Raw genomic sequence first — 24739 nt, 5'->3', positions numbered from 1 at the left:
AATCTGAAGGAAGCGAGCGGCAAACTTCCGGTCTGAGGAACACGAACTTCATATAAGGCTAGGTATGATTGAGTGAGTTTGCAAAACAAAACAAAGCTCTTTCTGTCGAAGGTCATATCGAGTAGATGAGGCGGATAGATGGTGTGAAAGTGCATGTACTTACCCGGGGAGGTCTGGCGGATAGGTGAAGTACGCTTCATAACCTACTTAGTGATCAGTAGCTGAACCGTCAGAAGTCAGCAGAGGTCATCGTATTAGTTGGTTTAGAACTACTAAGAAGGACCGAACAATGAAGAGAGAATAGCCCTTGGCATTCAGTGAGTCATGATGAAAACAGAAAACGTAGTACCTCACTTGAGGAAGGAAGCGGTGAATCCCGTGGGAGACCTCTTGGAGGGTGGAGTGACCACTGGCATAAAGAGAACAGCTATTCACGGAAGTTATAAAAACTTGCGTCAATGATCTTAATTGAACCGCCGTATACGGAACCGTACGTACGGTGGTGTGAGAGGACGGGAGTTAATCGCTCCCTCCTACTCGATTCTTATAATTATTATTAAAATTATAAGGTTTATATTGACAAGGAAAATGCGGTCCAGTAAAATGATAAACAATTCCAACCTATAAAGTTGGCATTTAGTTGACAGAGGAAAATTTTCCCGTCTTATCACGAAAAAATAGGTTTTTTCGAGAAAAACAATTCCAACTAAAAAACTCAGAATATGTTATGGACTAATAAAGTCGAAAAATGTAGAATCATATCATAGTAATTTAATCATATTTATTGGATTAGTTAAATTCCTTTTCTTATTGAAAGGTTGTGAAAATTCCCGTGAAAGAACTATTTATCAAAACGGAAGAACAGCGGAAATGGTTAGAAAAATTGGGAAATCTGGAGCAATCCATTAAAGAGCATGCCAAAGAAAACGATGAACAATCCCTTTTTCCTCATGGCAATATAAACAAATTGCGTGAAATCGGGTACACAAAAGTGACGCTGCCAAAGGAATACGGCGGTGAAGGGTTCAACGTTTACGATGCCATCTTACTGCAAGAAACATTGGGCAGTTACGATGGAAGCACTGCCCTTTCCATCGGTTGGACGCTGCTTACGGTAGGGGATGTTTACGAAACGAAAAGCTGGCCAAAAGAGAAACTGGCTGATTTTGCAAAAGCGGTGGAAAAAGGGGCGATCATCAACAAAATCGTCAGCGAAGTCATCACAGGGAGCCCGATCCGCGGAGGACGTCCCGGAACGAGCGCTGTGAAAAAGGGCAATAAGTGGGTCATCAACGGCCGCAAAGCCTATGCCACTTGTTCGCCGGAATTGGATTATTTTTTGGTGACCGCTTGGATTCCGGAGATTGAAAGCCCCGGAAACTTTTTAATCCATAAAGATGCAGCAGGGCTATCCATCGAGGAAACATGGGATACCGTTGCCATGAAAGCGACGGGAAGCCATGATTTGGTATTGGAAAATGTGGAAGTGGATGAATCCGACCTGGTGGAAATTCCGAATTACCAAACGGGATTTAAATTGAATGGCTGGTTGTTGATCATTCCGGCAACTTATCTCGGCATCGCCCAGGCGGCCCGGGACTATGCGGTGGAATTTGCCAATCATCATTCGCCAAACAGCATTCAAGGAACCATTGCAACTTTGCCGAATGTGCAATCACTTATCGGGGAAATCGATTTGCTTCTTGCACAAGCACGCTTCACCCTTTACGGCGCAGCCCAAAGCTATATCGAATTAATCAACAAAGGAAATCTTGCTGCACAAGAGGCGGGCAACATCGTCAATGCGGTGAATGTTGCCAAATATACGGTAACCAATAATGCGATTGCCATCGTCGACAAAGCGATGAGAGTTGTGGGGGCAAAAAGCTTGCAGCGCAACAATCCGTTGCAGCGCTATTATCGCGATGTCCGCGCAGGTCTTCATAATCCGCCGATGGATGACTTGACCATCAAAAAATTGGCGGAATCAGCATTAAAATTATAAATTTAATCATAATTAGGAGGAATCAACAATGAAGTTGAAAAAATTATTGAAATTAGGGGCTATCGGTTTACTTGCGGCTTCACTGGCTGCCTGCGGAGGAGAAGATGTTTCCGATTCGGAAAATAAAAAAGCGGAAGAATCCGGTTCAGATGTGAAAAAAGTAAAAGTGGCCTATGCAATTTCCTGGAAGCCGATTACATACCAAGATGAAAAAGGCAATCCTGCCGGCTATGAATTGGATATGTTGAGACTAGTGGATGAAAAACTGGAAGACTATGAATTTGAATATATCGGAACAACAGATGACGATCTGCTCATCGGGGTCGAACAAGGCAAATATGATTTGGGTGTCAAAAACATTTTCTATACGGATGAAAGAGCGGAAAAATACATTTTCCCTAAAGAATTTACAGGACTCAGCAGCGTTGGTCTATTGTTGAAAAAAGAAAATGCCAATATTAAAGATTTATCCGATTTTGCAGCTGCCGGTTTGGAACTTGCGCCGATTGCCGCCAATAATGCCCAATACACAGTGGTGGCGAAATACAACGAAGAACATCCTGACAATCCAGTGAAATTGGTGGCAGGCGATACGTTTGCTGTGGATGTTGTGCAATGGGTGAATGAAGGACGTGCGGATGGCGGAATTGCTTTGGAGCCGGTGGTCGACAAACAAATAAACGATCCGGAAGGTCCATATCATAATTTGAAAGATGAATTGGTATATAACGAATTTACAGTGATTAAAACTTGGACGCTGTTTAACAAAAACCAACAAGAATTGGCAAATGCTTTTGATGAAGCGGTAAAAGAAATCAAACAAACGGATGCACTCAATAAATTGATGGTAAAACATTATGGCCGCGACTTATTTGAAGTGCTGAAAAAAGTGGAAGCTGAGTCTAAATAACTCGTGATGGGCTGTTGGGTAGATCACCTTACAGCCTTATTTTTTAAGTCGATAGGGGTGAAAGGATGTTTTTTGAAAAGTACTTTGATATCGATTATTTATGGGGAGCTTTTCCTCAACTCTTGCCCTACTTGAAAATCACTTTTGCGGTGGCGGGATTGGCGGTGCTATTTGGCACTTTGCTCGGTTTGTTGCTGGCCTTTATGAAAATGGGGAAAAGCAAAATGTTGCAGATCGTTGCCCATGGTTATACAACGGTTATGCGTTGCACCCCTTCCATCGTGCTGTTGTTCCTTGTTTACTACGGTGTTCCTTTCTTATCGGAAGCATTGTTTCACATTCATTTGCAGGATATTTACACAGGGGTGTTTGTTGTCATCACATTCTCCCTGCAATTTGCGGCGATGATGTCGGAAGTGATCCGTTCCGCCATCCTGGCCATTGATAAAGGACAGTTTGAAGCGGCAGTAAGTGTGGGGTTAACGCCTTGGCAAGCTTACAGACGGATCATCTTCCCCCAAGCTTTTGTCGTGGCCCTTCCAAACTTCGGAAATGGCCTCATTGCCATCTTGCAAGAAGGGGCATTGGCGTATACCATCGGATTCATCGATATTGTGGGGAAAGCGAATCTCATTATTTCCAGCAACTTCAATTCCCATGCACTGGAAATTTACATCGCTTTAGCCGTCATTTATTGGGTGATTTCGATCGTCATTGAAAAAGTATTTGACCTTTTAGAAAAAGCGTTCAGCAAAGGTTCGCGTTCAATTAAAGCATCGTAGGAGGTGGAGAGCGGATGCTGGATATGGAATTTCTCGTTGATACATTTTTTGTTGCCTTGTCCGGGGTGCCAGTGGCATTGCTTGTGACCATTGTTTCCTTGTTGATTGCATTGCCGGTGGGATTTTTGCTTGCATTGACGAGAATCAATAAGATTCCCGTTTTGAATCAGCTGGCAAAAATCTATGTTTCTTTCGTCCGGGGCACGCCTGTGATTATACAAATCTTTGTTTTATATAGCTTTATTCCGATTGTTTTAAATATGACCTTTGAAAAATACGGCATCGATTATGAAGTGTATAAGATTCATCCAATCTGGTATGCCTTCGTGATTTTCGCTTTCAATAAATCCGCCGTACTAATAGAAGTGTTCCGCTCCGCATTATCGACGGTGGAGAAGGGGCAATTGGAAGCGGCGTATTCAGTGGGGCTCACGACAGCCCAGGCATACCGGAGAATCATCATCCCCCAGGCTCTTGTCTCCGCAATGCCGAATCTTGCGACAACGACAGTAAACTTGATTAAAGCTACCTCATTGGGGTATGCCATTTCCTTGCAGGAGATCACGTTAAAGGCAAAAGTGGCGGCCAACTTCGGCTATAACTATTTGGAAGCATACATCGACATTTTCATCGTCTATTTGATCCTTTGTATTGCCGTTGAACAATTGTTCAAGTATTTAGAAAAACGATTGAGCCGATACAAAGTGGCAAGCGTTTAAAGGAGGCACAATATGCTGGAAATTAGAGGAATCCATAAATCCTTTGGAAAAAACGAAATATTAAAAGGGGTAGATTTGACGATCAATAAAGGGGACGTGGTCGTCATCCTTGGCCCGAGCGGTTCCGGGAAAACGACGCTGCTCAGATGCATCAACTTTTTGGAAAGAGCGGATCAGGGAACGGCAAAATACGGGGATCTGGAAGTGGATTTGAAACATGCGAAGAAAAAAGAAGTGCAAGAGGTGCGGAAAAAAACGGCTTTCGTCTTCCAAAACTACAATTTATTCAATAATAAAACGGCCATTGAAAATGTCATGGAAGGATTGGTCGTTGCCCGCAAAGTGCCGAAACAACAAGCGCGGGAAATGGCGAAAAAAGCATTGGATAAAGTGGGGTTATCCGATAAATACGACTATTATCCAAGCCAGCTGTCAGGAGGCCAGCAACAACGGGTCGGAATCGCCCGTGCCGTTGCGTTGAACCCGGACATCATCCTATTTGACGAGCCGACTTCCGCCCTTGACCCGGAACTTGTTGGAGAAGTGCTGAATACGATGAAGGAAATTGCAAAAGAAGGCACGACGATGCTTGTTGTGACCCACGAAATGGGCTTTGCCAAAGATGTGGCGAACAAGGTGATTTTCATGGACGGCGGAGTGATTGTGGAAGAAGGGACGCCTCATGACATCTTTGTTGCGCCGAAAGAGGCCAGAACGAAACAATTCTTGCGCCGCGTATTGCCAGGTTCCTTCGATTATGAAATCTAAAGGAGAAACGCCCTCAATTGGAAGTTTTGAGGGCGTTTTTTCTTATTTTTCATATTCAACCTATGATTTGATTGGGAATTCGCTATAATAAAAAATATTGAACATTTTGAAACATTATGTAGTCAGAAAAAAGGGTTGCATTTCTCGTTTGTTGCGGGAGATGTTTATTTTTAATGAAGAGTTCAATGGAGGAAATATGGAAACTTTTCTTAACTATTTGAAGTGGGCAGAGGATGTGGAATGAAGAAAAAGATGTTTCTCGCATATGGTTCCACTTTTCTTCTATTATTGGTGAGCATCTGGCTTGGCATATCGGTTGGCACTGTCGACATTCCCTTTTCCGCTTTATGGGATCAAGAAAGCAATCCCAGAGCTTACAGCATTTTATGGAATATCCGCATGCCCCGCGTGATGCTTGCCGGGCTTGTCGGCGCGTCCCTTGCCATTGCCGGGGCAGCCTTCCAGGGATTGTTAAGAAATCCGTTGGCGGATCCGTATACGATCGGCGTTTCATCGGGTGCTTCGGTCGGGGCAATCTCCACGATTTTTTTCGGCATCTCCTTGCCGATGCTCGGTTCCTATACCCTCGCCATGTTTGGGATACTTGGGGCCTTTATCACACTGTTGGTCGTCATCACTTTTGCGCGCCTTGTCGATAAATCGATGAAAATGGAAACCCTGATATTGACGGGAGTCATTTTCAGCTCCTTTTTGTCCTCCTGCATTTCCTTATTGACCGCCTTGTCCCATGAAGAATTGAAGGCCGTTGTGGGCTGGCTGCTTGGAAGTGTGGCCATGCGCGGGTGGTCTTATGTATACATACTCGTTCCTTTTTTGATTCTCGGTTCGGCGATTTTATGGTTCAACCGGAGAGAATTGAACGTGATGATGTATGGAGATGAGCGGGCGACTTCCCTAGGCGTGAATGTCGTCCGGAGAAAATATGCCGTGCTGATTGGCGGATCCGTGTTGACGGGAGCCGCTGTCAGCGTTTCGGGAACGATCGGGTTTGTCGGTTTGGTGGTGCCGCACATCACCCGGATGGTTTGGGGAACGGATCACCGCCATCTGTTGCCGCTATCGTTTTTGAATGGCGCGACATTGTTGATTGTCTGCGATTTGGTGTCCCGGACCATTGTGGCGCCGCAGGAATTGCCGATCGGCGTGGTCACCGCCTTTATCGGTGCACCGGTGTTTGCTTATATATTCTTTAAACAGCGACGAAAGTAGTGAGGGGGGATACGGGTGCTGAAGGTAGAACATATTTCCGGCGGCTATCATCAAACCCCGATTATTCATGATGTGTCCTTTCAAGTGAATCAAGGGGAGTTCCTCGGCATACTGGGTCCGAACGGGTGCGGGAAGTCCACTCTGATCAAAATGATCAGCGGCATTTTGAAACCGTCTTCAGGAACGGTCGCCATTGATGATGTGCCCATCGAAAAGCTTTCTTCCCGGGAACTGGCGAAAAAGATGACGGTGTTGCCGCAAATACAAAGCAACGCCTTTTCGACGACCGTCCGGGAAACCGTTGAAATCGGCCGTTATCCTCATCAGTCCGGATTTTTCTCCAGCTGGTCGGAGGAGGACGAAAAAGCGGTCCAAAAAGCGATGGAACTGACGGATGTATTGAAATATGCAGATAAGAATTTGGAGTTTTTATCCGGCGGGGAAAGGCAGCGGGTGTTCATTGCCCAGGCTTTGGCCCAATCTTCCCGGCTGCTCATATTGGATGAACCGACAAACCACCTGGATATCGCCCACCAAAAACAAATATTGGATATGATTCGCCGGGAAGTGACGGAAAATGGATTGACCGTTGTTGCGGTTTTTCATGATATCAATTTGGCGTCCCTCTATTGCGACCATTTGCTATTGATGGAAGCGGGAAGGGTAAGGGCATATGGCGAGCCCCATGAAGTCATTATTGATCGGCAAATCATGGAAGTGTATGATGCGCGCATATCAACGCAAGCCCATCCGGAGAAGCCGAAACCGCAAATGTCCATTTTGCCGGATTTTGATGAACAGACGAAGGAAAAAATGGTTTCTTTATCCAATATACAAAAGGGTGATGATTACATCGCCTTCATTGCGGATTTTCCTTTAAAAGTGCTGTCTTCCGCGGTGCATAATGCCGGTCTTGGATGGTACAGGGCATTCATCAATCGGACGGTTCCGCCCGAGTACGATATCGAAAATGTAAAAAATGAATTTCTGCATTATATCGTTCATCATGGGTTTTCCCCGACGAATACAGTGGGAATGATGACGGCGGTGGATACGAAAAAAGCGGTGATGAAAGAATACCCTGCATCTTTCGGAAGCTTGATCGTCATTGTGACGGCCGGCGTGGGCAATGCCATCGATGTTTCCCATGCATACGAACGGAAGGCATTTCAACCTATCGGCACCATCAATACATGGGTGGTCATCAATGGGAAATTGTCCGATGAAGCCTTCGTGCAGGGGATGATGACCGCAACGGAAGCGAAATCGAAAGCCCTTCAATCTGAAAATGTCATGGATAAATTATCGAACACCATTGCCACAGGAACACCGACGGACAGTCTCCTTATTGCCGCAACGCAACAGGGGGAATATATGCAATATGCGGGACCTCTTACAGAAGTCGGAAAAATGATCGGCAAAGGGGTTTATGAAGCGACGGTGGAAGCCATTCAAATTTACAAAAGGGAGATGGAACAATGAAAATTTACACGAAAACAGGGGATCAAGGAAAAACGAGTTTGATTGGAGGACGTGTTTCCAAAGATCATCTCCGGGTGGAAGCTTATGGAACAATCGATGAATTGAATTCCTTTATTGGAAAAGCGGTGACGGAATTGGATCCCGGCAAATTCAAAGATATCCTCGGAGATCTTGAAACAATCCAACATGAACTTTTTGATTGCGGCGGAGATTTGGCCAACGTGATGAAAGAGAGAAAGTATAAATTGCAGGAAGCTTCTGTGGAGGCGCTGGAAAAACGCATCGATGCGCTTTCCGAAGAATTGCCGCCTTTGAAGCGTTTCATATTGCCGGGAGGGTCACCGGCAGCAGCGACGCTCCATATTGCGCGCACGGTGACGAGACGGGCTGAGCGCCAAGTGGTGAAGTTGATGAATGAGGAAGAAGAAGTGCCAGGAGTGATTCAAAAATATTTAAACCGTCTATCGGACTACTTTTTTGTGGCCGCCCGTGCCGTGAATTTCCGGTTGAACGTGAATGATGTGGAGTATATCCGGGGCGGAGACGTGTTTAGATGATACTGAGAAAGAAAATCCGGGCATTCTTTGGTGTGAATTTGCCCGGATTTTTCTCATTTACGCGCGAATATCGGTGATTTTTGCTGTTTCTTTAATGAACCTTCCAGATTTATCATATGTAATTAATATAAATTTTATAGTATGATAATTTCAAACAGCGAAAAATTTAGAAATTTTCGAATAGTTGTTGACTGAATGCTCATTCATATTTTAAAATGAAGCATATAAACGGATAAAGTAAGAGGGATGTGTTCAAGCAATAATACTTGGGGGGAGTAGAAATGAATGGTCTATTGCTGGCGAACTTGATATTATTCATCGCCGTTGTCGTGTATGCGGTTTCTTTGTTTGCATATGCAGTAATTACGAGATTACAATATATCAAGCTCGGAAAACCGGAAGAGTTGAATTTGAGTTTTAAAGATCGATTCGAAAATTTCTGGGTCAATGTGCTTGGACAAAACAAGTTGTTCAAAGATCGTAAAAGCGGTATCATGCACCTTGTTTTGTTTTATGCATTCTTTATCATTCAGTTGGGATTAATTGAATTAATTATAAAAGGTTATGTTCCAGGCTATACATTCCCTCTGGGCAGTTTTCATGAATTTTTCACTTTCATGCAAGAGTGGACCATGTTTTTCATGCTATGTGCGTTGATTTACGCCGCTTATCGCCGTTATGGCGAAAAGCTCACGCGCTTGCAATGGAAACGGGATAAGAAAGCCGCTTTCGTCTATATTGCACTGATCACATTATGTATTTCCATTTTCCTTGCTTTGGGCTTTGAAACGGTGGCCCATGGAGATGAACCGAACTTTGTGATTGCTCCGTTTTCAGGTTTCATTGCGCTGATTTTTGGCGGCTTGAGCCCGGATGTGGCGAATGCGCTCTTTTATGCATTCTGGTGGGTGCATATGCTTGCGGTGTTCACATTCCTGGTATTTGTGCCCCAATCCAAGCAATTCCATGAAGTGTTTGTCACAATCGGCGCCTTCTTTAAAAGAGCCGGAAAAGCGGGCCGTCTTCGCAAAATCGACTTTGAAGCGGAAGAAGAAGCGGAATCCTTCGGGGTTGGAAAAATTCAAGATTTTACCCGCATTCAATTGTTGGATTTATATTCTTGCGTGGAGTGCGGACGCTGTACGAATATGTGCCCGGCAACCGGCACAGGAAAAATGCTTTCGCCAATGGATCTGATCGTCAAATTGCGTGACCATTTGACTTATACCGGTGCGGTGGTGACGAAGAAAAAGCCATGGGTGCCGACATTTGTTTGGAATCAGACAAAAGGGAACCAATTGGCTATGGCGGCAGGCGCGGAAGGTGCAAACATTGAAGAAATCTATTCGCCTTCTTTGATTGGCGATGTCATTACAGAAGAAGAAATTTGGGCTTGCACAACTTGCCGGAACTGTGAAGATCAATGTCCGGTCATGAACGAGCATGTGGATAAAATTATCGATTTGCGCCGTTATTTAACGATGACGGAAGGAAGAATCAATCCGGATGCCCAACGCGCATTGAACAATATTGAACGCCAAGGAAATCCATGGGGTCTGAACCGCAAAGAAAAGGAAAACTGGCGCGATCTTGATCCGACAGTCCATATTCCGACAGTCAAAGAAGCCAAAAAATCCGGTGAAGGTTTCGAATATTTATTCTGGGTCGGTTCCATGGGTTCATTCGACAACCGTTCACAAAAAATCGCGTTATCTTTTGCCCGCCTATTAAATGCGGCAGGCGTGAAGTTTGCCATTTTGGGTAACAAAGAGAAAAACTCCGGCGATACGCCAAGACGCCTTGGAAACGAATTCTTATTCCAAGAATTGGCGCAAGAAAACATCAGCGAATTCGAAAAATATGACGTGAAAAAGATCGTGACCATCGATCCGCACGCATACAACATTTTCAAAAACGAGTACAAAGATTTCGGATGGGAAGGGGAAGTGTACCACCATACGGAATTGTTGTACAAGTTGATCCAAGAAGGAAAATTGGTGTTGAACCACCGTGTGGATGAAACGATCGTCTTCCATGATTCCTGCTATTTGGGCCGCTACAACAACGTGTATGATGCACCGCGGGAAATTTTAAAATCCATTCCTGGCGTGCAGTTGGTTGAAATGGAACGCAACCGCGAAACAGCGATGTGCTGCGGTGCCGGTGGAGGACTCATGTGGATGGAAGACCGTGTGGGTAACCGCATCAATGTGGCCCGTACGGAACAGGCCCTTGCCACAAACGCATCCGTCATTTCAGCGGGATGCCCGTACTGCTTAACAATGCTTACAGATGGTACAAAAGCAAAAGAAGTAGAAGATCAAATCAAAACATACGATGTGTGTGAATTGTTAGAACGCTCTGTTTTTGGCGAAAGAGTGAAAGAAGAAGCGGCAGAAGAAACAGTTGCTGTGGAGGAAGAAACTGTAGAATTGCAATAAGCGGTAAGAGTGGATGGAGGAAACGGAAGATTTCCCCATTCGCTCTTTTCAAATGAAACTGGACGATGCGTTTTTTTGCATAGGGTGAGGATCAAAGTTGACTTTCTGCAACAATAGTCAGCGGAAATGGGAATAATATACTAAAATAATAAATTGTTTGAAAAATAAGAAAAATAGAATTGCTAATCTTCTATAATTTCAGTAAAATAGAAAGGAAGGCAACGAAAAGGAGTTCTAAACGGCTCCGTTTTTTCTTATATTAATACCGAGCGAGCGTTCACTCGATTAATTATTTATTTTCTCTTTTTTGTAATTTATTTCTATTTTTTGATTCATTGAATCGGAGAAAGGTACGTTTAAACAAAGGGGTGGAATTTTTGAAATCAGTCATTTTAGAAGGGGCAAGAACGCCTTTCGGAAAATTTGGAGGCGCTTTATCGTCACTTTCCGCTTCCGATCTTGGCGGTATCGCCATTAAAGAAGCATTGAAACGGGCGGCTGTTCAACCGGATCAGGTGGATGAAGTCATTATGGGAACGGTTCTGCAAGCGGGGCAAGGCCAAATTCCTTCCCGCCAGGCAGCCAACAAAGCGGGCATTCCATGGTCTGTGAAAACGGAAACGATCAACAAAGTATGCGCTTCGGGGATGAGAAGCGTGACCCTTGCAGACCAATTGATCCGTCTTGGGGAAGAAGAAGTGATCGTTGCCGGCGGTATGGAATCCATGTCCAATGCTCCGTATTATTTGCCAAAAGCCAGATGGGGATTAAGAATGGGAGACGCCGCTATCATTGATGGCATGGTGTATGACGGCTTATCTTGTTCTTTCCATCCGGAGAAAGTCCATATGGGAACATACGGAAACAGCACAGCGAAAGATTTCAACATTTTAAGGGAAGAACAGGATGCTTGGGCATTCAGAAGCCACAAGCGGGCAATTGAAGCGATGGATGAGGGGAAATTTGCCGATGAAATCGTTCCTGTGGAAGTGCGCACGCGCAAAGAGACCATCATCGTGAAGGAAGATGAAGCGCCACGCAGAGATACATCTTTGGAAGCGCTAGCAAAGCTGCGGCCTGCTTTTGACAAAGACGGGTCCATCACCGCCGGAAATGCGCCGGGAGTAAACGATGGTGCCTGTGCGCTTGTATTGATGAGCGAAAAGAAAGCGAAAGAAGAAGGACGTACACCACTTGCTTATGTGCTCGCCCATGCGGAAGTGGCTGTTGAGCCGGAAAACTTCCCGCAAACGCCAGGACTTGTGATCCAGGAAATTCTGAAGAAAACAAACAAGTCGATTGAAGAAGTGGACTTGATTGAAATTAATGAAGCCTTTGCGGCCGTGGCCCTTGTCAGCAACCAAATTGCAGGGCTTGATCCGGACAAAGTCAATGTCAACGGAGGAGCGGTTGCATTGGGCCATCCGATCGGCGCTTCAGGAGCAAGAATCATCTTGACTCTCTGCTATGAATTGAAACGCCGTGGCGGAGGAATCGGCATTGCGGCCATTTGCTCCGGCGGTGGCCAAGGGGATGCCATCATGGTGGAAGTGCCAAAAAATTAATTTCACATAAATGGGGGATACGATATGGCAATTCAGAAAGTAATGGTTGTAGGCGCTGGACAAATGGGTTCCGGCATCGCACAAGTTTGCGCAACAGCAGGATTTGAAGTAAAACTGAACGACATTAAAGAGGAATTTTTTGAGAGAGGTCTTGCGACAATTACGAAAAACTTGTCCCGTGATGTGGAGAAGGGACGCAAAACGGAAGAGGAAAAAGAAGCGATTTTAAATCGGATTACAAAATCGCTCAGCCTGGAAGATGCCCATGACGTGGACATCGTCATCGAAGCGGCTGTTGAAAACATGGAAATCAAGCAATCGATTTTTAAACAACTGGATGAAATCGCACCAGAACATGCCATTCTTGCAACGAATACTTCATCCCTTCCAATTACGGAAATTGCGGCGGTGACAAAACGTCCGGAAAAAGTGATCGGCATGCACTTCATGAATCCAGTGCCTGTCATGAAACTTGTGGAAATCATCCGTGGTCTTGCAACAGCTGATGAAGTATATAAAATTGTAGAACAAATGTCCGTTGATTTGGGCAAAACACCGGTGGAAGTGAACGATTTTCCAGGATTCGTATCAAACCGTGTCCTTCTTCCAATGATCAATGAAGCGATTTATGCATTGTATGAAGGGGTTGCAACAAAAGAAGCGATTGATACGGTTATGAAACTGGGCATGAACCACCCAATGGGCCCGCTGCAACTGGCGGATTTCATCGGATTGGATACATGCTTGTACATTATGGAAATCTTGCATGAAGGATTGGGAGACAGCAAATACCGTCCTTGTCCTCTGCTCCGTAAATACGTGGCGGCCGGTTGGTTAGGCAAGAAAACAGGCCGTGGCTTCTACACTTACGAATAAGGAGTGGAAGCGGATGAATCTGAACTTCAGCGAAGAACAACTGATGATGCGTGATATGGTTCGTGATTTTGCGCAAAAGGAGATTGCGCCGTTCGTTGAAAGAATGGAAGCGGGGGAGTTCCCGAGGCCTGTTTTGAACAAGATGGCAGAACTCGGGTTGATGGGAATCACCGTTCCGGAAGCGTATGGCGGTTCAGGGATGGACTTCACTTCCTACATCATCGCCATCAACGAGCTCTCCAAAGTGAGCGCGGTTATCGGTGTGATTTTATCCGTCCACACTTCCGTAGGCACAAACCCGATTCTTTATTTTGGAAGTGAAGAGCAGAAACAGAAATATGTTACGAAGTTGGCGAAAGGCGAGTATTTGGGAGCCTTCTGCCTGACAGAACCATCGGCGGGAAGCGACGCGGCTTCCCTAAGAACAAGGGCTGAGAAAAAAGGCGACCGATACATCATCAACGGTTCAAAAATCTTCATCACCAATGGCGGGGAAGCGGATGTGTATATCGTCTTTGCCAAAACGGATCCATCGAAAGGCGCCAAAGGGGTTACGGCTTTCATTGTTGAAAAAGGCACACCTGGCCTCATCATCGGGAAGGATGAAGAGAAAATGGGGCTGCATGGTTCCAGAACGGTGGAACTGAGCTTTGAAAATATGGAAGTGCCAGAAGAAAACCGCCTCGGCGAAGAAGGGGAAGGCTTTAAAATCGCGATGGCGAACTTGGATGTGGGCCGCATCGGTATTGCAGCCCAAGCACTCGGCATTGCAGAAGCGGCTTTGGAGGCGGCGGTACAGTATGCCAATGAGCGCCATCAGTTTGGAAAGCCGATCATTGCCAATCAAGGGGTAGGCTTTAAGATCGCCGATATGGCAACGGCGGTGGAAGCGGCAAGGCTTCTCGTGTACCGTGCGGCGGATTTGCGTTCAAAAGGGCTTCCTTGCAGCAAAGAAGCATCGATGGCGAAGCTGTTTGCATCCCAAACGGCGCGGGAAGTGGCGATTGAAGCGGTGCAAGTTTTTGGCGGATATGGTTACACAAAAGACTATCCGGTGGAACGCTATTTCCGCGACGCCAAGATTACCGAAATCTATGAAGGCACCAGCGAGATTCAAAGAATTGTAATCAGCAAACATTTATAGAGAAAGAAAGGGTGCCGGGTATCCGGCACTCGGAAATATGAAGGAGGACTTTGAATGAATTTCCAATTATCCGAAGAACACCAACAACTACGGGAAATGATCAGAGATTTCGCAGAAAATGAAGTAGCGCCAACAGCAAAAGAACGTGATGAAGAAGCGCGTTTTGACAGAGAAATTTGGGATAAAATGGCGGAGCTTGGCCTTACAGGAATTCCTTGGCCGGAAGAATACGGCGGTGCCGGTTTTGACTATTTGGCTTATGTCATCGCGGTGGAAGAATTGTCCCGCGTATGCGCATCCACGGGGGTAACTTTATCTGCCCATACATCCCTTGCCGGCTGGCCTGTTTACAAATTCGGTACGGAAGAACAAAAGCAAAAATACCTTCGTCCGATGGCGGAAGGGAAAAAAATCGGCGCATACTGCTTAACTGAGCCGGGTTCAGGCAGTGACGCGGGCGGCATGAGAACGACAGCTGTTTTGGATGGGGATGAATATGTCATCAACGGTTCCAAAATCTTCATCACCAACGGCGGCATTGCCGACATCTATATCGTCTTTGCATTGACAAATCCGGAAGCGAAAACAAGAGGGGTTAGCGCGTTTATCGTCGAATCCAGCTTCCCAGGTTTCCAAGTAGGGAAAAAAGAAGATAAAATGGGTATCCGTTCGTCACCTACTGCAGAAATCATCTTTGACAACTGCCGCGTGCCAAAAGAAAACTTGCTTGGAGAAGAAGGGCAAGGATTCAAAATCGCCATGCAAACGTTGGATGGAGGACGGAACGGTATCGCTGCCCAAGCGGTCGGAATTGCCCAAGGCGCGTTGGATGCAGCCGTTGAATATGCGAAAAACCGCGAACAATTCGGAAAACCGATCGTTGCAAACCAAGGCGTTTCTTTCAAATTGGCGGATATGGCTACAGCTGTTGAAGCATCAAGATTACTCACATACCAGGCGGCTTGGCTGGAATCCAACGGCTTGCCTTATGGTAAAGCGAGCGCAATGGCGAAATTGATGGCGGGAGACACAGCGATGAAAGTGACGACAGAAGCCGTGCAAATCTTTGGCGGATATGGCTATACAAAAGAATATCCAGTGGAACGCTTCATGCGTGATGCAAAAATCACACAAATCTATGAAGGTACGCAAGAGATTCAAAGACTTGTAATCTCTCGCATGTTGACGAAGTAATCTATGAGCAAGAAGGAAAAAATTATCGTACAAACTTCCGTCAAAGATGAAGGCCTCATTGAATTAAGGCGCCAGCAAATCATTGAAGCGAGCGTGAAATTATTTAAGGAAAAAGGCTTTCATCGCGCAACGACAAGGGAGATTGCCAAAGCTGCCGGGTTTAGTATAGGAACCTTGTACGAATACATCCGGACAAAAGAAGATGTGCTCTACTTAGTTTGTGACCACATTTATAACAAAGTGACCGAGTGCTTGGAAGAGATTTCCACGAAAAATGGAACCTTGGAGGAATTGGAAGAAGCCATTCGGCAATATTTTCTGTTGATTGATTGCATGATCGATGAATTCACCGTCATGTATCAGGAAACGAAATCATTGCCGAAGGAAGCGATGCAATATGTTTTAGAGAAAGAGCTTGAGATGGTTTCGTTGTTTGAGAAGATCTTGCAATCTTGCGTAAAATCGGGGGAAATAGAGCTGACGGATCAAGAAATCTATTTGGCGGCAAACCATCTCGTCATCCAAGGCCAAAGCTGGGCATTCCGAAAATGGGCGTACCATAAGGAATACACCATCGAAGAATTTATTGCCATGCAAACGAGATTATTCTTGAAGGGGATTCTCCATTTTCGCGATTAATAAGGGAAAACACCGCTAATTGCATACGACCATTTCGTCTGCAAAGCGGTGTTTTTATCACCTTGGCTGTTCTCAAGCGGGTTTTCCTGCGGCACACGTTTTGCAAGTTTTATCACTGGGGGATATTGTTCATTTTTCAATGAAAGGGGTTAATCATATGGTTCAAGTTCAAGCAAAGGCAAATCGTTCAAAGACGGAAATTGATCGTCCGAAGACAGAGGTGTATCGTCCGAAACATCATGTCCGTTTTGTTACGGCATCCAGTCTGTTCGACGGACACGATGTATCGGTGAACATTATCCGAAGACTTCTTCAGGCAAGCGGAGCGGAAGTCATTCATCTTGGGCATAACCGCTCCGTGGAAGAAGTGGTGAATGCCGCAATCCAGGAAGATGTGCAAGCGGTGGCGGTGTCTTCCTACCAAGGCGGACACATGGAATACTTCAAATATATGTATGACTTGCTGAAGGAAAAAGGGGCGCCCCACATCAAGATTTACGGCGGCGGTGGAGGCGTGATTTTGCCGAGGGAAATCAAAGAGCTCCACGACTATGGAATCGCAGGGATTTTCTCTCCGGAAGACGGGTTGCGCCTCGGACTGCAAGGCATGATCAACGTGAAAATGAAAGGGGCGGACTTCTCCACACTGAGAGGCAATTACTTGGAGCTTCTTGAGGAGTTGTCGGCGGACCGTCCAGAAATTTTGGCGAACTTGATTACGGCAGCGGAAGTCGGTGGAGATCCGGAAATCGATGAAATGCTGAAACGGGCGCGCCAAAGATCGAAAGGCACTCCGGTTGTCGGCATTACGGGTACAGGAGGAGCCGGAAAATCTTCCTTGACGGATGAACTGGTGAGAAGATTCTTAAGGGAGTTCCCGGATAAACGAATCGCCATCATTTCCGTTGACCCGACGAAACAAAAAACGGGCGGTGCGTTACTTGGAGACCGCATCCGCATGAACGCCATTTTCGATAAGCGCGTCTACATGAGAAGCTTGGCAACACGCGGTTCCCGTTCGGAACTATCCGCTGCGATCGGCGATATTTTGGATGTGGTGAAAGCGGCCGGCTTTGATTTGATCCTTGTTGAAACAAGCGGAATCGGTCAAGGGGATGCGGAGATTACGAAATATACAGACCTGTCCATGTATGTCATGACAAGCGAATTCGGCGCACCATCTCAATTGGAAAAAATCGACATGATTGATTTCGCGGACTTGATCGCCATCAACAAATTCGAGAAAAAAGGTTCCGAAGATGCCCTTCGCCAAGTGCAAAAACAATATCAACGGGCGCATGAATTATGGGATCAAAAGTTGGATGAAATGCCGATCTACGGCACAATCGCAAGCCAATTCAACGACAGAGGCACAAACGCTTTATTTGCAGCCCTTGTCAACAAAATCAATGAAAAATTCGGCTACAATTGGCAAACTTCTTACGAAATCGTTTCAACTACTGAAAAGCAGGACGTCATTATTCCAAATGACCGCCGATTCTATTTAAGGGAAATCGTCGAAACGGTCCGCAACTACCATAAGAAAGCGGAACAACAATCCGAGCTTGCCACAAGACTTTATCAAATCGAAGGAACCATCAAAGAACTTCAAGCGAAAAATCCGGATGCGGCTCTTATCAAATCCCTTGAATCATTGGCGGAAGGCGTCAAAAATGAACTGACACCGGAATCAAAACGCATTTTGGAAAACTGGGAGAAACTGAAAGAAGCCTACTCAGGGGATGAAATGGTCACAAAAGTGCGGGATAAAGAAATCCGTACATTGCTCACAACGACCTCTTTATCCGGAACGAAAATACCGAAAGTGGCATTGCCGAAATTCAAAGACTATGGCGAAATTTTGCGCTGGGTGTATAAAGAAAATGTGCCTGGTTCTTTCCCGTATACAGCGGGGGTATTCCCGTTCAAACGCCAAGGGGAAGATCCGAAACGCCAATTTGCCGGAGAGGGGACACCGGAACGCACCAATAAACGTTTCCATTATTTATCCAAAGATGATCCGGCAAAACGTTTATCCACGGCTTTCGACTCCGTCACATTATACGGGGAAGATCCGGCTGAGCGCCCGGACATTTTCGGGAAAATCGGCGAATCCGGGGTAAGCGTCTGCACATTGGATGACATGAAAAAACTGTTCGACGGCTTTGACTTGTGCGACCCGTCCACTTCCGTATCGATGACGATCAACGGTCCGGCACCGATTCTTTTGGCGATGTTCATGAACACGGCCATTGACCAACAGGTGAAGAAGAAAGAAAAAGAATTGGGCCGCATCTTGACATTAGAAGAATTCACGGAAGTGAAGGAAAAAACATTGCAAGTCGTCCGCGGAACAGTCCAGGCGGATATTCTGAAAGAAGACCAAGGCCAAAACACTTGCATCTTCTCGACGGAATTCGCCCTCCGCATGATGGGGGATATACAGGAATACTTTATTAAAAATAAAGTGCGCAACTACTATTCTGTATCCATCTCCGGCTATCACATTGCGGAAGCGGGGGCCAACCCGATTACCCAATTGGCCTTTACGCTGGCAAACGGCTTTACGTACGTGGAATATTATTTGAGCCGCGGCATGCACATTGACGATTTTGCGCCGAATTTGTCCTTCTTCTTCTCAAACGGCCTTGATCCGGAATATACGGTGATTGGACGGGTGGCCCGCCGCATTTGGGCGATTGTGATGCGCGACAAATACGGTGCAAATGAACGCAGCCAAAAATTGAAATACCATATCCAAACATCCGGCCGCAGCTTGCATGCGCAAGAAATCGACTTCAACGATATCCGGACAACGCTTCAAGCATTGATGGCATTGCAGGATAACTGCAACTCGCTGCATACAAACGCATACGACGAAGCGATTACGACGCCGACGGAAGAATCCGTAAGAAGAGCGATGGCCATCCAAATGATCATCACGAAAGAGCACGGTTTATCCAAAAATGAAAACCCATTGCAAGGCTCCTTCATCGTGGAAGAATTAACGGATTTAGTGGAAGAAAAAGTGCTTGAAGAATTTGAGCGCATCAATGACCGCGGCGGCGTGCTTGGCGCGATGGAAACGCAATATCAGCGCGGAAAAATCCAGGAAGAATCCATGTACTATGAACAATTGAAGCATTCCGGCGAACTGCCGATCATCGGCGTGAACACGTACATCAATCCGAATGCTTCCATTGAAGAAATCGACAAATTGGAAGTGGCCCGTGCGACGAAGGAAGAAAAAGAACAGCAAATCAAAAACTTGAGAGCCTTCCAGGAACGCCATAAAGGGGAATGCGAAAAGGCGTTGAAACGGCTCCAGGAAGTGGCCTTGTCCGGCGGGAACATCTTTGAAGAATTGATGGAAACGGTCAAAGTGGCAAGCCTCGGCCAAATTACGAAAGCGTTATATGAAGTGGGCGGCCAATACCGCAGAAATATGTAACCTTTCGAGTAGGAATTTTTTACAAATAGGATCAGAATAGATAAAATATGATAAGGTAAGAATGGAAAGAGGAACGTTCGAAATTGCCCGATTTCGAGCGCTTCCTCTTCTTATACATATACATAATAAATTTTTATTTTTTTCACAAAAACTTTGCAAAATTCTATCATCTATGGAGGAAAATTGGCTATAATGTGTTTTACAAGAAGTGGAGGGTTGCATATGAAACAATACATACATTATTTAGTGATTTTATCATGCCTCATTGCAACCTTCTTTTTGTATAATAAACAATTGGGAGCCATCCCCTTGCTCATTTTATCGGGATATCTATTTTTTATGGCTTTCAGAGAATTTTATAAAATAAAAAACAACAAATGAATCTAGCATAGTATACAATTATATGTATATAATGGATAACATGTGTAATGTATGTAAAGAAAGGGCGTGCACGAGTTGAAGATTCGTGAATTGACAAAAGAGCAAATGACGGAAGAATCGTTGATTGACTTAGCTTATGCAATTTTGGAAGAGAAAAAGACAGCCGTTCCATTTTTCGATTTATTGGAAGAAATCAAGCAATTAAAAGGCCTTTCTGATGAAGAAGTAAAACAAGTATTGGTGCAATTCTTCACGGATTTGAATGTGGATGGCCGTTTCCTCCTGAACCACGAAAACATGTGGGGGCTCCGCGAATGGTATAAAATCGAAACAGTCGAGGAAGAAACAGCTCCTACGATTAAAACCCGCAGACGCAGAGCGAGACCTGCTTACTTTGATGATGAAGAGGAAATCATCGATGAAGAAGATCTTGTATTTGAAGAAGAACTTGAAGAGTTCCTGGATGAAGAAGACGAAGATCTTGACTTCGATGATGAACTTGTGGACGAGTTCGAAGAGGATTTGGGCGATATCGATGCGGAACTAACTGATGAGATTCCGGAAGTCGATGATGACCTTCTCGAAGAAGATGAAGAATTCTTGATGGACGATGAAGAAATCGACGCGGAAGTCGAAACGGAAGAAGAGGAAGAGTAATAATTTTCTGAGAATATGTAATTTTTATGGTTTTTCTATAAACCACTTGACTTATGGATTACTTCCGTATAATCTTTTATTTGGGCTCCTTCAAAAAGGAGAATGAACGTGATTGATTCACGCTCCCCCTGCGAATAGGCAGGAGGAGCGTTTTTTATTTTTTAACCCATCAGGAAGCTTATTTTCATTGCACAATGTTTCAAACAAGAAAGGGCATAATACAAGCCATAAGTACTTTCGTTCTATAGGTTTATCCTTTTTTCTTTTGGTAATGTTGCTTGTAGGCACGGAAATCATGAAGAAAAAAGCGCCGATCAATGGAAACATGTTTTGAATGGACATGCGGCAATGATTCAAATAGGCTTCTTCATTCGATAAAATGTGGAAATAGTTTGAGGAGGAATTATACAAATGACAAAGTATATTTTTGTAACGGGTGGAGTAGTTTCGTCCTTAGGAAAAGGTATTGTTGCAGCATCCCTTGGCCGTTTATTGAAAAACCGCGGATTGCAGGTGACGATTCAAAAATTCGATCCATATTTGAACATAGATCCAGGTACAATGAGCCCATACCAACATGGGGAAGTGTTCGTAACGGATGACGGTGCCGAAGCGGACTTGGACTTGGGCCACTATGAACGTTTCATCGATATCAATTTGGGAAAACATTCAACAGTCACTTCCGGAAAAATTTATCAAACAGTCCTTGCGAAAGAACGCCGCGGCGACTACAACGGAAAAACGGTTCAAGTCATTCCGCATGTGACAAATGAAATCAAAGAACGCATCCAACGGGCCGGAAGAGAAACGAATGCGGATATCGTCATTACGGAAGTCGGCGGAACAGTGGGGGATATTGAAGGACTTCCATTCCTTGAAGCGATCCGCCAAATGAAATCCGATTTGGGTCCGAATAACGTGATGTACATCCATTGTACGTTGATCCCATACATTCGTGCGGCAGGAGAATTAAAAACAAAACCGACGCAACATTCCGTCAAAGAATTGCGCTCTTTGGGCATTCAGCCAAATATTATCGTTGTGCGTACGGAATTGCCGGTCGCCGATGACATGAAAGAAAAATTGGCGCTATTCTGCGACGTTTCTCCCCGCAACATCATCGAATCCCGTGATGTGGAACATTTATACGAAGTGCCATTGAATTTGCATGCGCAAGATTTTGATGATATCGTGCTCGAGTATTTCGGAATCGAAGCGCCTGAAGCGGATATGTCCGATTGGCAAGAGCTTGTGCATAAAGTGAAAAACTTGAAACATAAAACACGCATCGCCCTAGTCGGAAAATATGTGGAATTGCAAGATGCGTATATTTCCGTTGTCGAAGCGTTGAAACATGCAGGATATGTATATGATTCCGATATTTGCATCGACTGGATCAACGCGGAAGAAATTACGGAAGAAAATGTGCATGAAAAATTGAAAGACGCGGACGGCATTTTGGTGCCTGGCGGATTCGGAAACCGCGGTACGGAAGGGAAAATTACCGCAATCAAATATGCCCGCGAAAACGATGTGCCATTCCTTGGAATCTGCTTGGGCATGCAGTTGATGGCGATCGAATTTGCCCGCGACGTGCTTGGTTTACAAGGTGCGCATACAACAGAAATCGATAAAGACACACCATACCCAATTATCGATTTACTGCCAGACCAAAAAGAAAACATGGATTTGGGCGGCACATTGCGTTTAGGTTTATATCCATGCAAATTGTTGGAAGGATCCCGCGCTGAGCAAGCATATCAAAACGAATTGGTTTATGAACGCCATCGCCACCGCTATGAATTCAACAATGAATTCCGTGAAGCGATGGAAGCGGAAGGACTTGTGTTCTCAGGGACAAGCCCTGACAACCGTTTAGTGGAAATCATCGAATTGCCGGAGAAAAAATTCTTCATCGGATGCCAATTCCATCCTGAATTCGTATCCCGTCCGCAACGTCCACAACCGTTATTCCGCGAATTCATCGGAACAGCGTTTAAATATCGTAAAAACCAATAATTCCCGGGAATGTAACAAGTCCGGACTGTCTGGAAAGGAAAACTTTTCAGGCAGCCCGGACTTTTTTGTCATGGATGGGATAAGGATTTAAACGGTTCAAAGGATGGAGTTGAATTTGGCTGGAGAATAAAATGGCCACCGCGCAAAATCGGCTTTCGTGGGGAAGGGAAAGGATGGTGGCCAATCTGTGAAAAATGTCGTTGGGGGGAACGAAAATGGTCCTGAGTTCGGCCTTTGACATAAAAAAAGAGCGAAGTTTCATCCGTTCGCTCTTCAAATAGAAACGTCCAATATTACATTTCATCTTCCAAAATTTCATCGTAAACCAGCTTGATGGCTTCATAAACAAAGAGGGCAGCGTGCAGATGGGGAACAACGACCCGTTCGCCCAATTTCGTCGGATGGGGGATTAATCCGCCCCGGACATGCGTGGATATATAAGTATAAGCAAGATTGCTCATCTCATTATCATCACTTGCCGCTTCGCCTGCCACAACGGCAAAAGGAATAAATTCGTCATATAATTTTTTCGCCAGTTGCAATGCTTCCGGATGTTGGGCGCTTTTCGCGAAGATTAACACCCGATCCGCTTCCTGGATTTCAACATCGGGCGTCCATTTGGAAAGCTTACTAAATGGCTGTTTTTCACTGTTTAAAGCGTAGAGTTCGATCGCCTGCAGTTCATCAAAGCAAGCGAAATAAACGTTTCCTTCCCCGACGCTCGCTTGTGCCAGGAGCCTTGCCGTTTGTTCAATCGAATCCTCTTCATTTTGCACAATTTTTTGATATAACCCGTTTAATTGAGTAGCTAGTATTTTTGACATATTTCCACCTCAACCCAATTATAAATGCCGGTATTTTGAATTGCAAAAGGACATGGTTAGGTTGTCCATTTTTTTGATGCATTGCAAAAAACAGGTTTATTATAATAAAAATAAGGGAATTGGATTGATGCAGAGAAAAATTGTCTTACATTAAGGGGAAAAGATTGTGAAAAAAATACTAATTGTGGATGACCAAAAAGGAATCCGTATGTTGCTTGATGAAATCTTCACGAAGGAGGGAATGGAAACTTTTCTGGCAGCGAACGGACGGGAAGCGCTTCAAATATTGGAAGAACAGAAAATGGATTGTGTACTGCTTGATATGAATTTGCCGGGGATGGACGGAAGTGTGATATTGGGTGAAATGAAAGCGCTATATCCTGATATGCCGGTGTTTATCATGACGGCCTACGAAGATGCGGAGATGTTGGATGGAGAAAATGGATATAAAGCAGATTCTTATTTTACGAAACCTTTTAATGTGTTTGAGTTAAAAGATGCCGTCATCAATGCTTTGCAAAAAGGGAAAGTTTTATCTGAATAAAATACCGTTCCAATTTAGATGGGGCGGTCATTTTTTTTGATGTGGCCGCTTTAAAAGGCAAGTTCTTTTGGGCAAGAGGGGTGGTCTTCTAGTTAGTGGAGTGCCATTTGTGCAAGAGTGGTGGTAATCTGTGCAAGTGGAGGAGTAATCCAATCAAGCGAGGGCGTCATCCGAGCAAGAGAGAGTGTTATCCGTGCAAGAGGAGGAGACATCCGAGCAAGCGAGGGCGTTATCCGAGCAAGCAGAGAGTTTATCCGAGCAAGCGAGAGTGTCATCCGAGCAAGAGGAATTTTCATCCGCTCAAGAGGAAAAGCCATCCGAGCAATCAGAAAGTTCATCCGCGCAAGCAGAAGCCTCATCCACGCTAGAAGGAGTTGCATCCTCCCAGGAAGCGGCCGTATTCATCCTTTTTTATCCCCAAGAATACACCGTTCCTATCCATAAAAAAGTGTCCAATCATGCAAAAACGGCTGTATCCGCCAATTCCGGATAACCGGGAAGCCAACATTCTCTCCGTACTTGTGGGCATATCTTGAATTTGGTACTATTAT

22 protein-coding genes are annotated in these 24739 nt (G+C 45.0%); 21 read left to right on the top strand and 1 reads right to left on the bottom strand.

Annotation, left to right across the window (positions count from 1 at the left end; all coding sequences use genetic code 11):
- Window positions 1-324: 324 nt before the first annotated feature.
- From NSS77_RS03205 to NSS77_RS03115, 19 genes are all read left to right on the top strand, one after another.
- Window positions 325-462, top strand: coding sequence for a hypothetical protein (locus tag NSS77_RS03205; protein WP_342470359.1), 138 nt, complete (start codon window positions 325-327; stop codon window positions 460-462).
- A gap of 370 nt (window positions 463-832) precedes the next feature.
- On the top strand, window positions 833-2005 hold the full coding sequence (locus NSS77_RS03200) for an acyl-CoA dehydrogenase family protein (RefSeq protein WP_342470358.1): 1173 nt from the start codon (window positions 833-835) through the stop codon (window positions 2003-2005).
- Between the two features lie 28 nt (window positions 2006-2033).
- Window positions 2034-2915, top strand: coding sequence for a transporter substrate-binding domain-containing protein (locus NSS77_RS03195; RefSeq protein WP_342470357.1), 882 nt, complete (start codon window positions 2034-2036; stop codon window positions 2913-2915).
- A 65-nt stretch (window positions 2916-2980) separates the two neighbouring features.
- A complete protein-coding gene (locus NSS77_RS03190) occupies window positions 2981-3697 on the top strand; it encodes an amino acid ABC transporter permease (protein ID WP_342470356.1) in 717 nt (238 codons plus the stop codon).
- Window positions 3698-3711: 14 nt separating this feature from the next.
- Window positions 3712-4416, top strand: a complete 705-nt coding sequence (locus NSS77_RS03185; protein WP_342470355.1) for an amino acid ABC transporter permease — start codon at window positions 3712-3714, stop codon at window positions 4414-4416.
- 12 nt (window positions 4417-4428) lie between these two features.
- Window positions 4429-5184 carry an amino acid ABC transporter ATP-binding protein gene (locus NSS77_RS03180; RefSeq protein WP_342470354.1) on the top strand — a complete coding sequence of 252 codons (756 nt, stop codon included), beginning with the start codon at window positions 4429-4431 and terminating at the stop codon, window positions 5182-5184.
- Between the two features lie 240 nt (window positions 5185-5424).
- On the top strand, window positions 5425-6414 hold the full coding sequence (locus NSS77_RS03175) for an iron ABC transporter permease (RefSeq protein WP_342470353.1): 990 nt from the start codon (window positions 5425-5427) through the stop codon (window positions 6412-6414).
- Between the two features lie 15 nt (window positions 6415-6429).
- Entirely contained in the window at window positions 6430-7896 is a 1467-nt protein-coding gene (locus NSS77_RS03170) for an adenosylcobinamide amidohydrolase (protein ID WP_342470352.1), read from the top strand.
- Window positions 7893-8453, top strand: a complete 561-nt coding sequence (locus NSS77_RS03165) for a cob(I)yrinic acid a,c-diamide adenosyltransferase (protein ID WP_342470351.1) — start codon at window positions 7893-7895, stop codon at window positions 8451-8453. The genes NSS77_RS03170 and NSS77_RS03165 overlap by 4 nt, the downstream gene beginning before the upstream one ends.
- Before the next feature lie 281 nt (window positions 8454-8734).
- Entirely contained in the window at window positions 8735-10894 is a 2160-nt protein-coding gene (locus NSS77_RS03160) for a (Fe-S)-binding protein (protein WP_342470350.1), read from the top strand.
- Window positions 10895-11271: 377 nt separating this feature from the next.
- Window positions 11272-12459, top strand: a complete 1188-nt coding sequence (locus NSS77_RS03155) for an acetyl-CoA C-acetyltransferase (protein WP_342470349.1) — start codon at window positions 11272-11274, stop codon at window positions 12457-12459.
- Between the two features lie 24 nt (window positions 12460-12483).
- Window positions 12484-13335, top strand: a complete 852-nt coding sequence (locus NSS77_RS03150) for a 3-hydroxybutyryl-CoA dehydrogenase (protein ID WP_342470348.1) — start codon at window positions 12484-12486, stop codon at window positions 13333-13335.
- 13 nt (window positions 13336-13348) lie between these two features.
- Window positions 13349-14479: an acyl-CoA dehydrogenase gene (locus tag NSS77_RS03145; protein ID WP_342470347.1), complete on the top strand. Its 1131-nt coding sequence runs from the start codon at window positions 13349-13351 to the stop codon at window positions 14477-14479.
- 54 nt (window positions 14480-14533) lie between these two features.
- Window positions 14534-15673, top strand: a complete 1140-nt coding sequence (locus NSS77_RS03140) for an acyl-CoA dehydrogenase (protein ID WP_342470346.1) — start codon at window positions 14534-14536, stop codon at window positions 15671-15673.
- Window positions 15674-15676: 3 nt separating this feature from the next.
- Window positions 15677-16312, top strand: a complete 636-nt coding sequence (locus NSS77_RS03135) for a TetR/AcrR family transcriptional regulator (protein WP_342470345.1) — start codon at window positions 15677-15679, stop codon at window positions 16310-16312.
- 157 nt (window positions 16313-16469) lie between these two features.
- A complete protein-coding gene (icmF, locus tag NSS77_RS03130) occupies window positions 16470-19763 on the top strand; it encodes a fused isobutyryl-CoA mutase/GTPase IcmF (protein ID WP_342470343.1) in 3294 nt (1097 codons plus the stop codon).
- Between the two features lie 222 nt (window positions 19764-19985).
- Window positions 19986-20144, top strand: a complete 159-nt coding sequence (locus NSS77_RS03125) for a hypothetical protein (RefSeq protein WP_342470342.1) — start codon at window positions 19986-19988, stop codon at window positions 20142-20144.
- Window positions 20145-20210: 66 nt separating this feature from the next.
- Entirely contained in the window at window positions 20211-20801 is a 591-nt protein-coding gene (gene rpoE, locus NSS77_RS03120; RefSeq protein ID WP_342470341.1) for a DNA-directed RNA polymerase subunit delta, read from the top strand.
- Window positions 20802-21212: 411 nt separating this feature from the next.
- Complete coding sequence (locus NSS77_RS03115; RefSeq protein ID WP_342470340.1) at window positions 21213-22820, top strand: CTP synthase; 1608 nt, start codon at window positions 21213-21215, stop codon at window positions 22818-22820.
- Between the two features lie 293 nt (window positions 22821-23113).
- Here the strand turns inward: NSS77_RS03115 and NSS77_RS03110 are convergent, their stop codons facing one another.
- Window positions 23114-23644, bottom strand: coding sequence for a DUF2529 family protein (locus NSS77_RS03110; RefSeq protein ID WP_342470339.1), 531 nt, complete (start codon window positions 23642-23644; stop codon window positions 23114-23116).
- Between the two features lie 166 nt (window positions 23645-23810).
- On the opposite strand from NSS77_RS03110, the gene NSS77_RS03105 reads away from it, so the two are divergent.
- Together NSS77_RS03105 and NSS77_RS03100 are read left to right on the top strand one after the other, a co-directional pair.
- Window positions 23811-24188, top strand: coding sequence for a response regulator (locus NSS77_RS03105; RefSeq protein ID WP_342470338.1), 378 nt, complete (start codon window positions 23811-23813; stop codon window positions 24186-24188).
- 184 nt (window positions 24189-24372) lie between these two features.
- A complete protein-coding gene (locus NSS77_RS03100) occupies window positions 24373-24681 on the top strand; it encodes a hypothetical protein (RefSeq protein ID WP_342470337.1) in 309 nt (102 codons plus the stop codon).
- The last annotated feature ends 58 nt before the right edge of the window (window positions 24682-24739 follow it).

The sequence above is a fragment of the Ureibacillus sp. FSL K6-3587 genome (assembly GCF_038593165.1).
Classification (GTDB): Bacteria; Bacillota; Bacilli; order Bacillales_A; family Planococcaceae; genus Ureibacillus; species Ureibacillus suwonensis.
The sequence above is the reverse complement of the archived record's forward strand: the minus strand, read 5'-3'. Positions and strand labels throughout refer to the sequence as shown.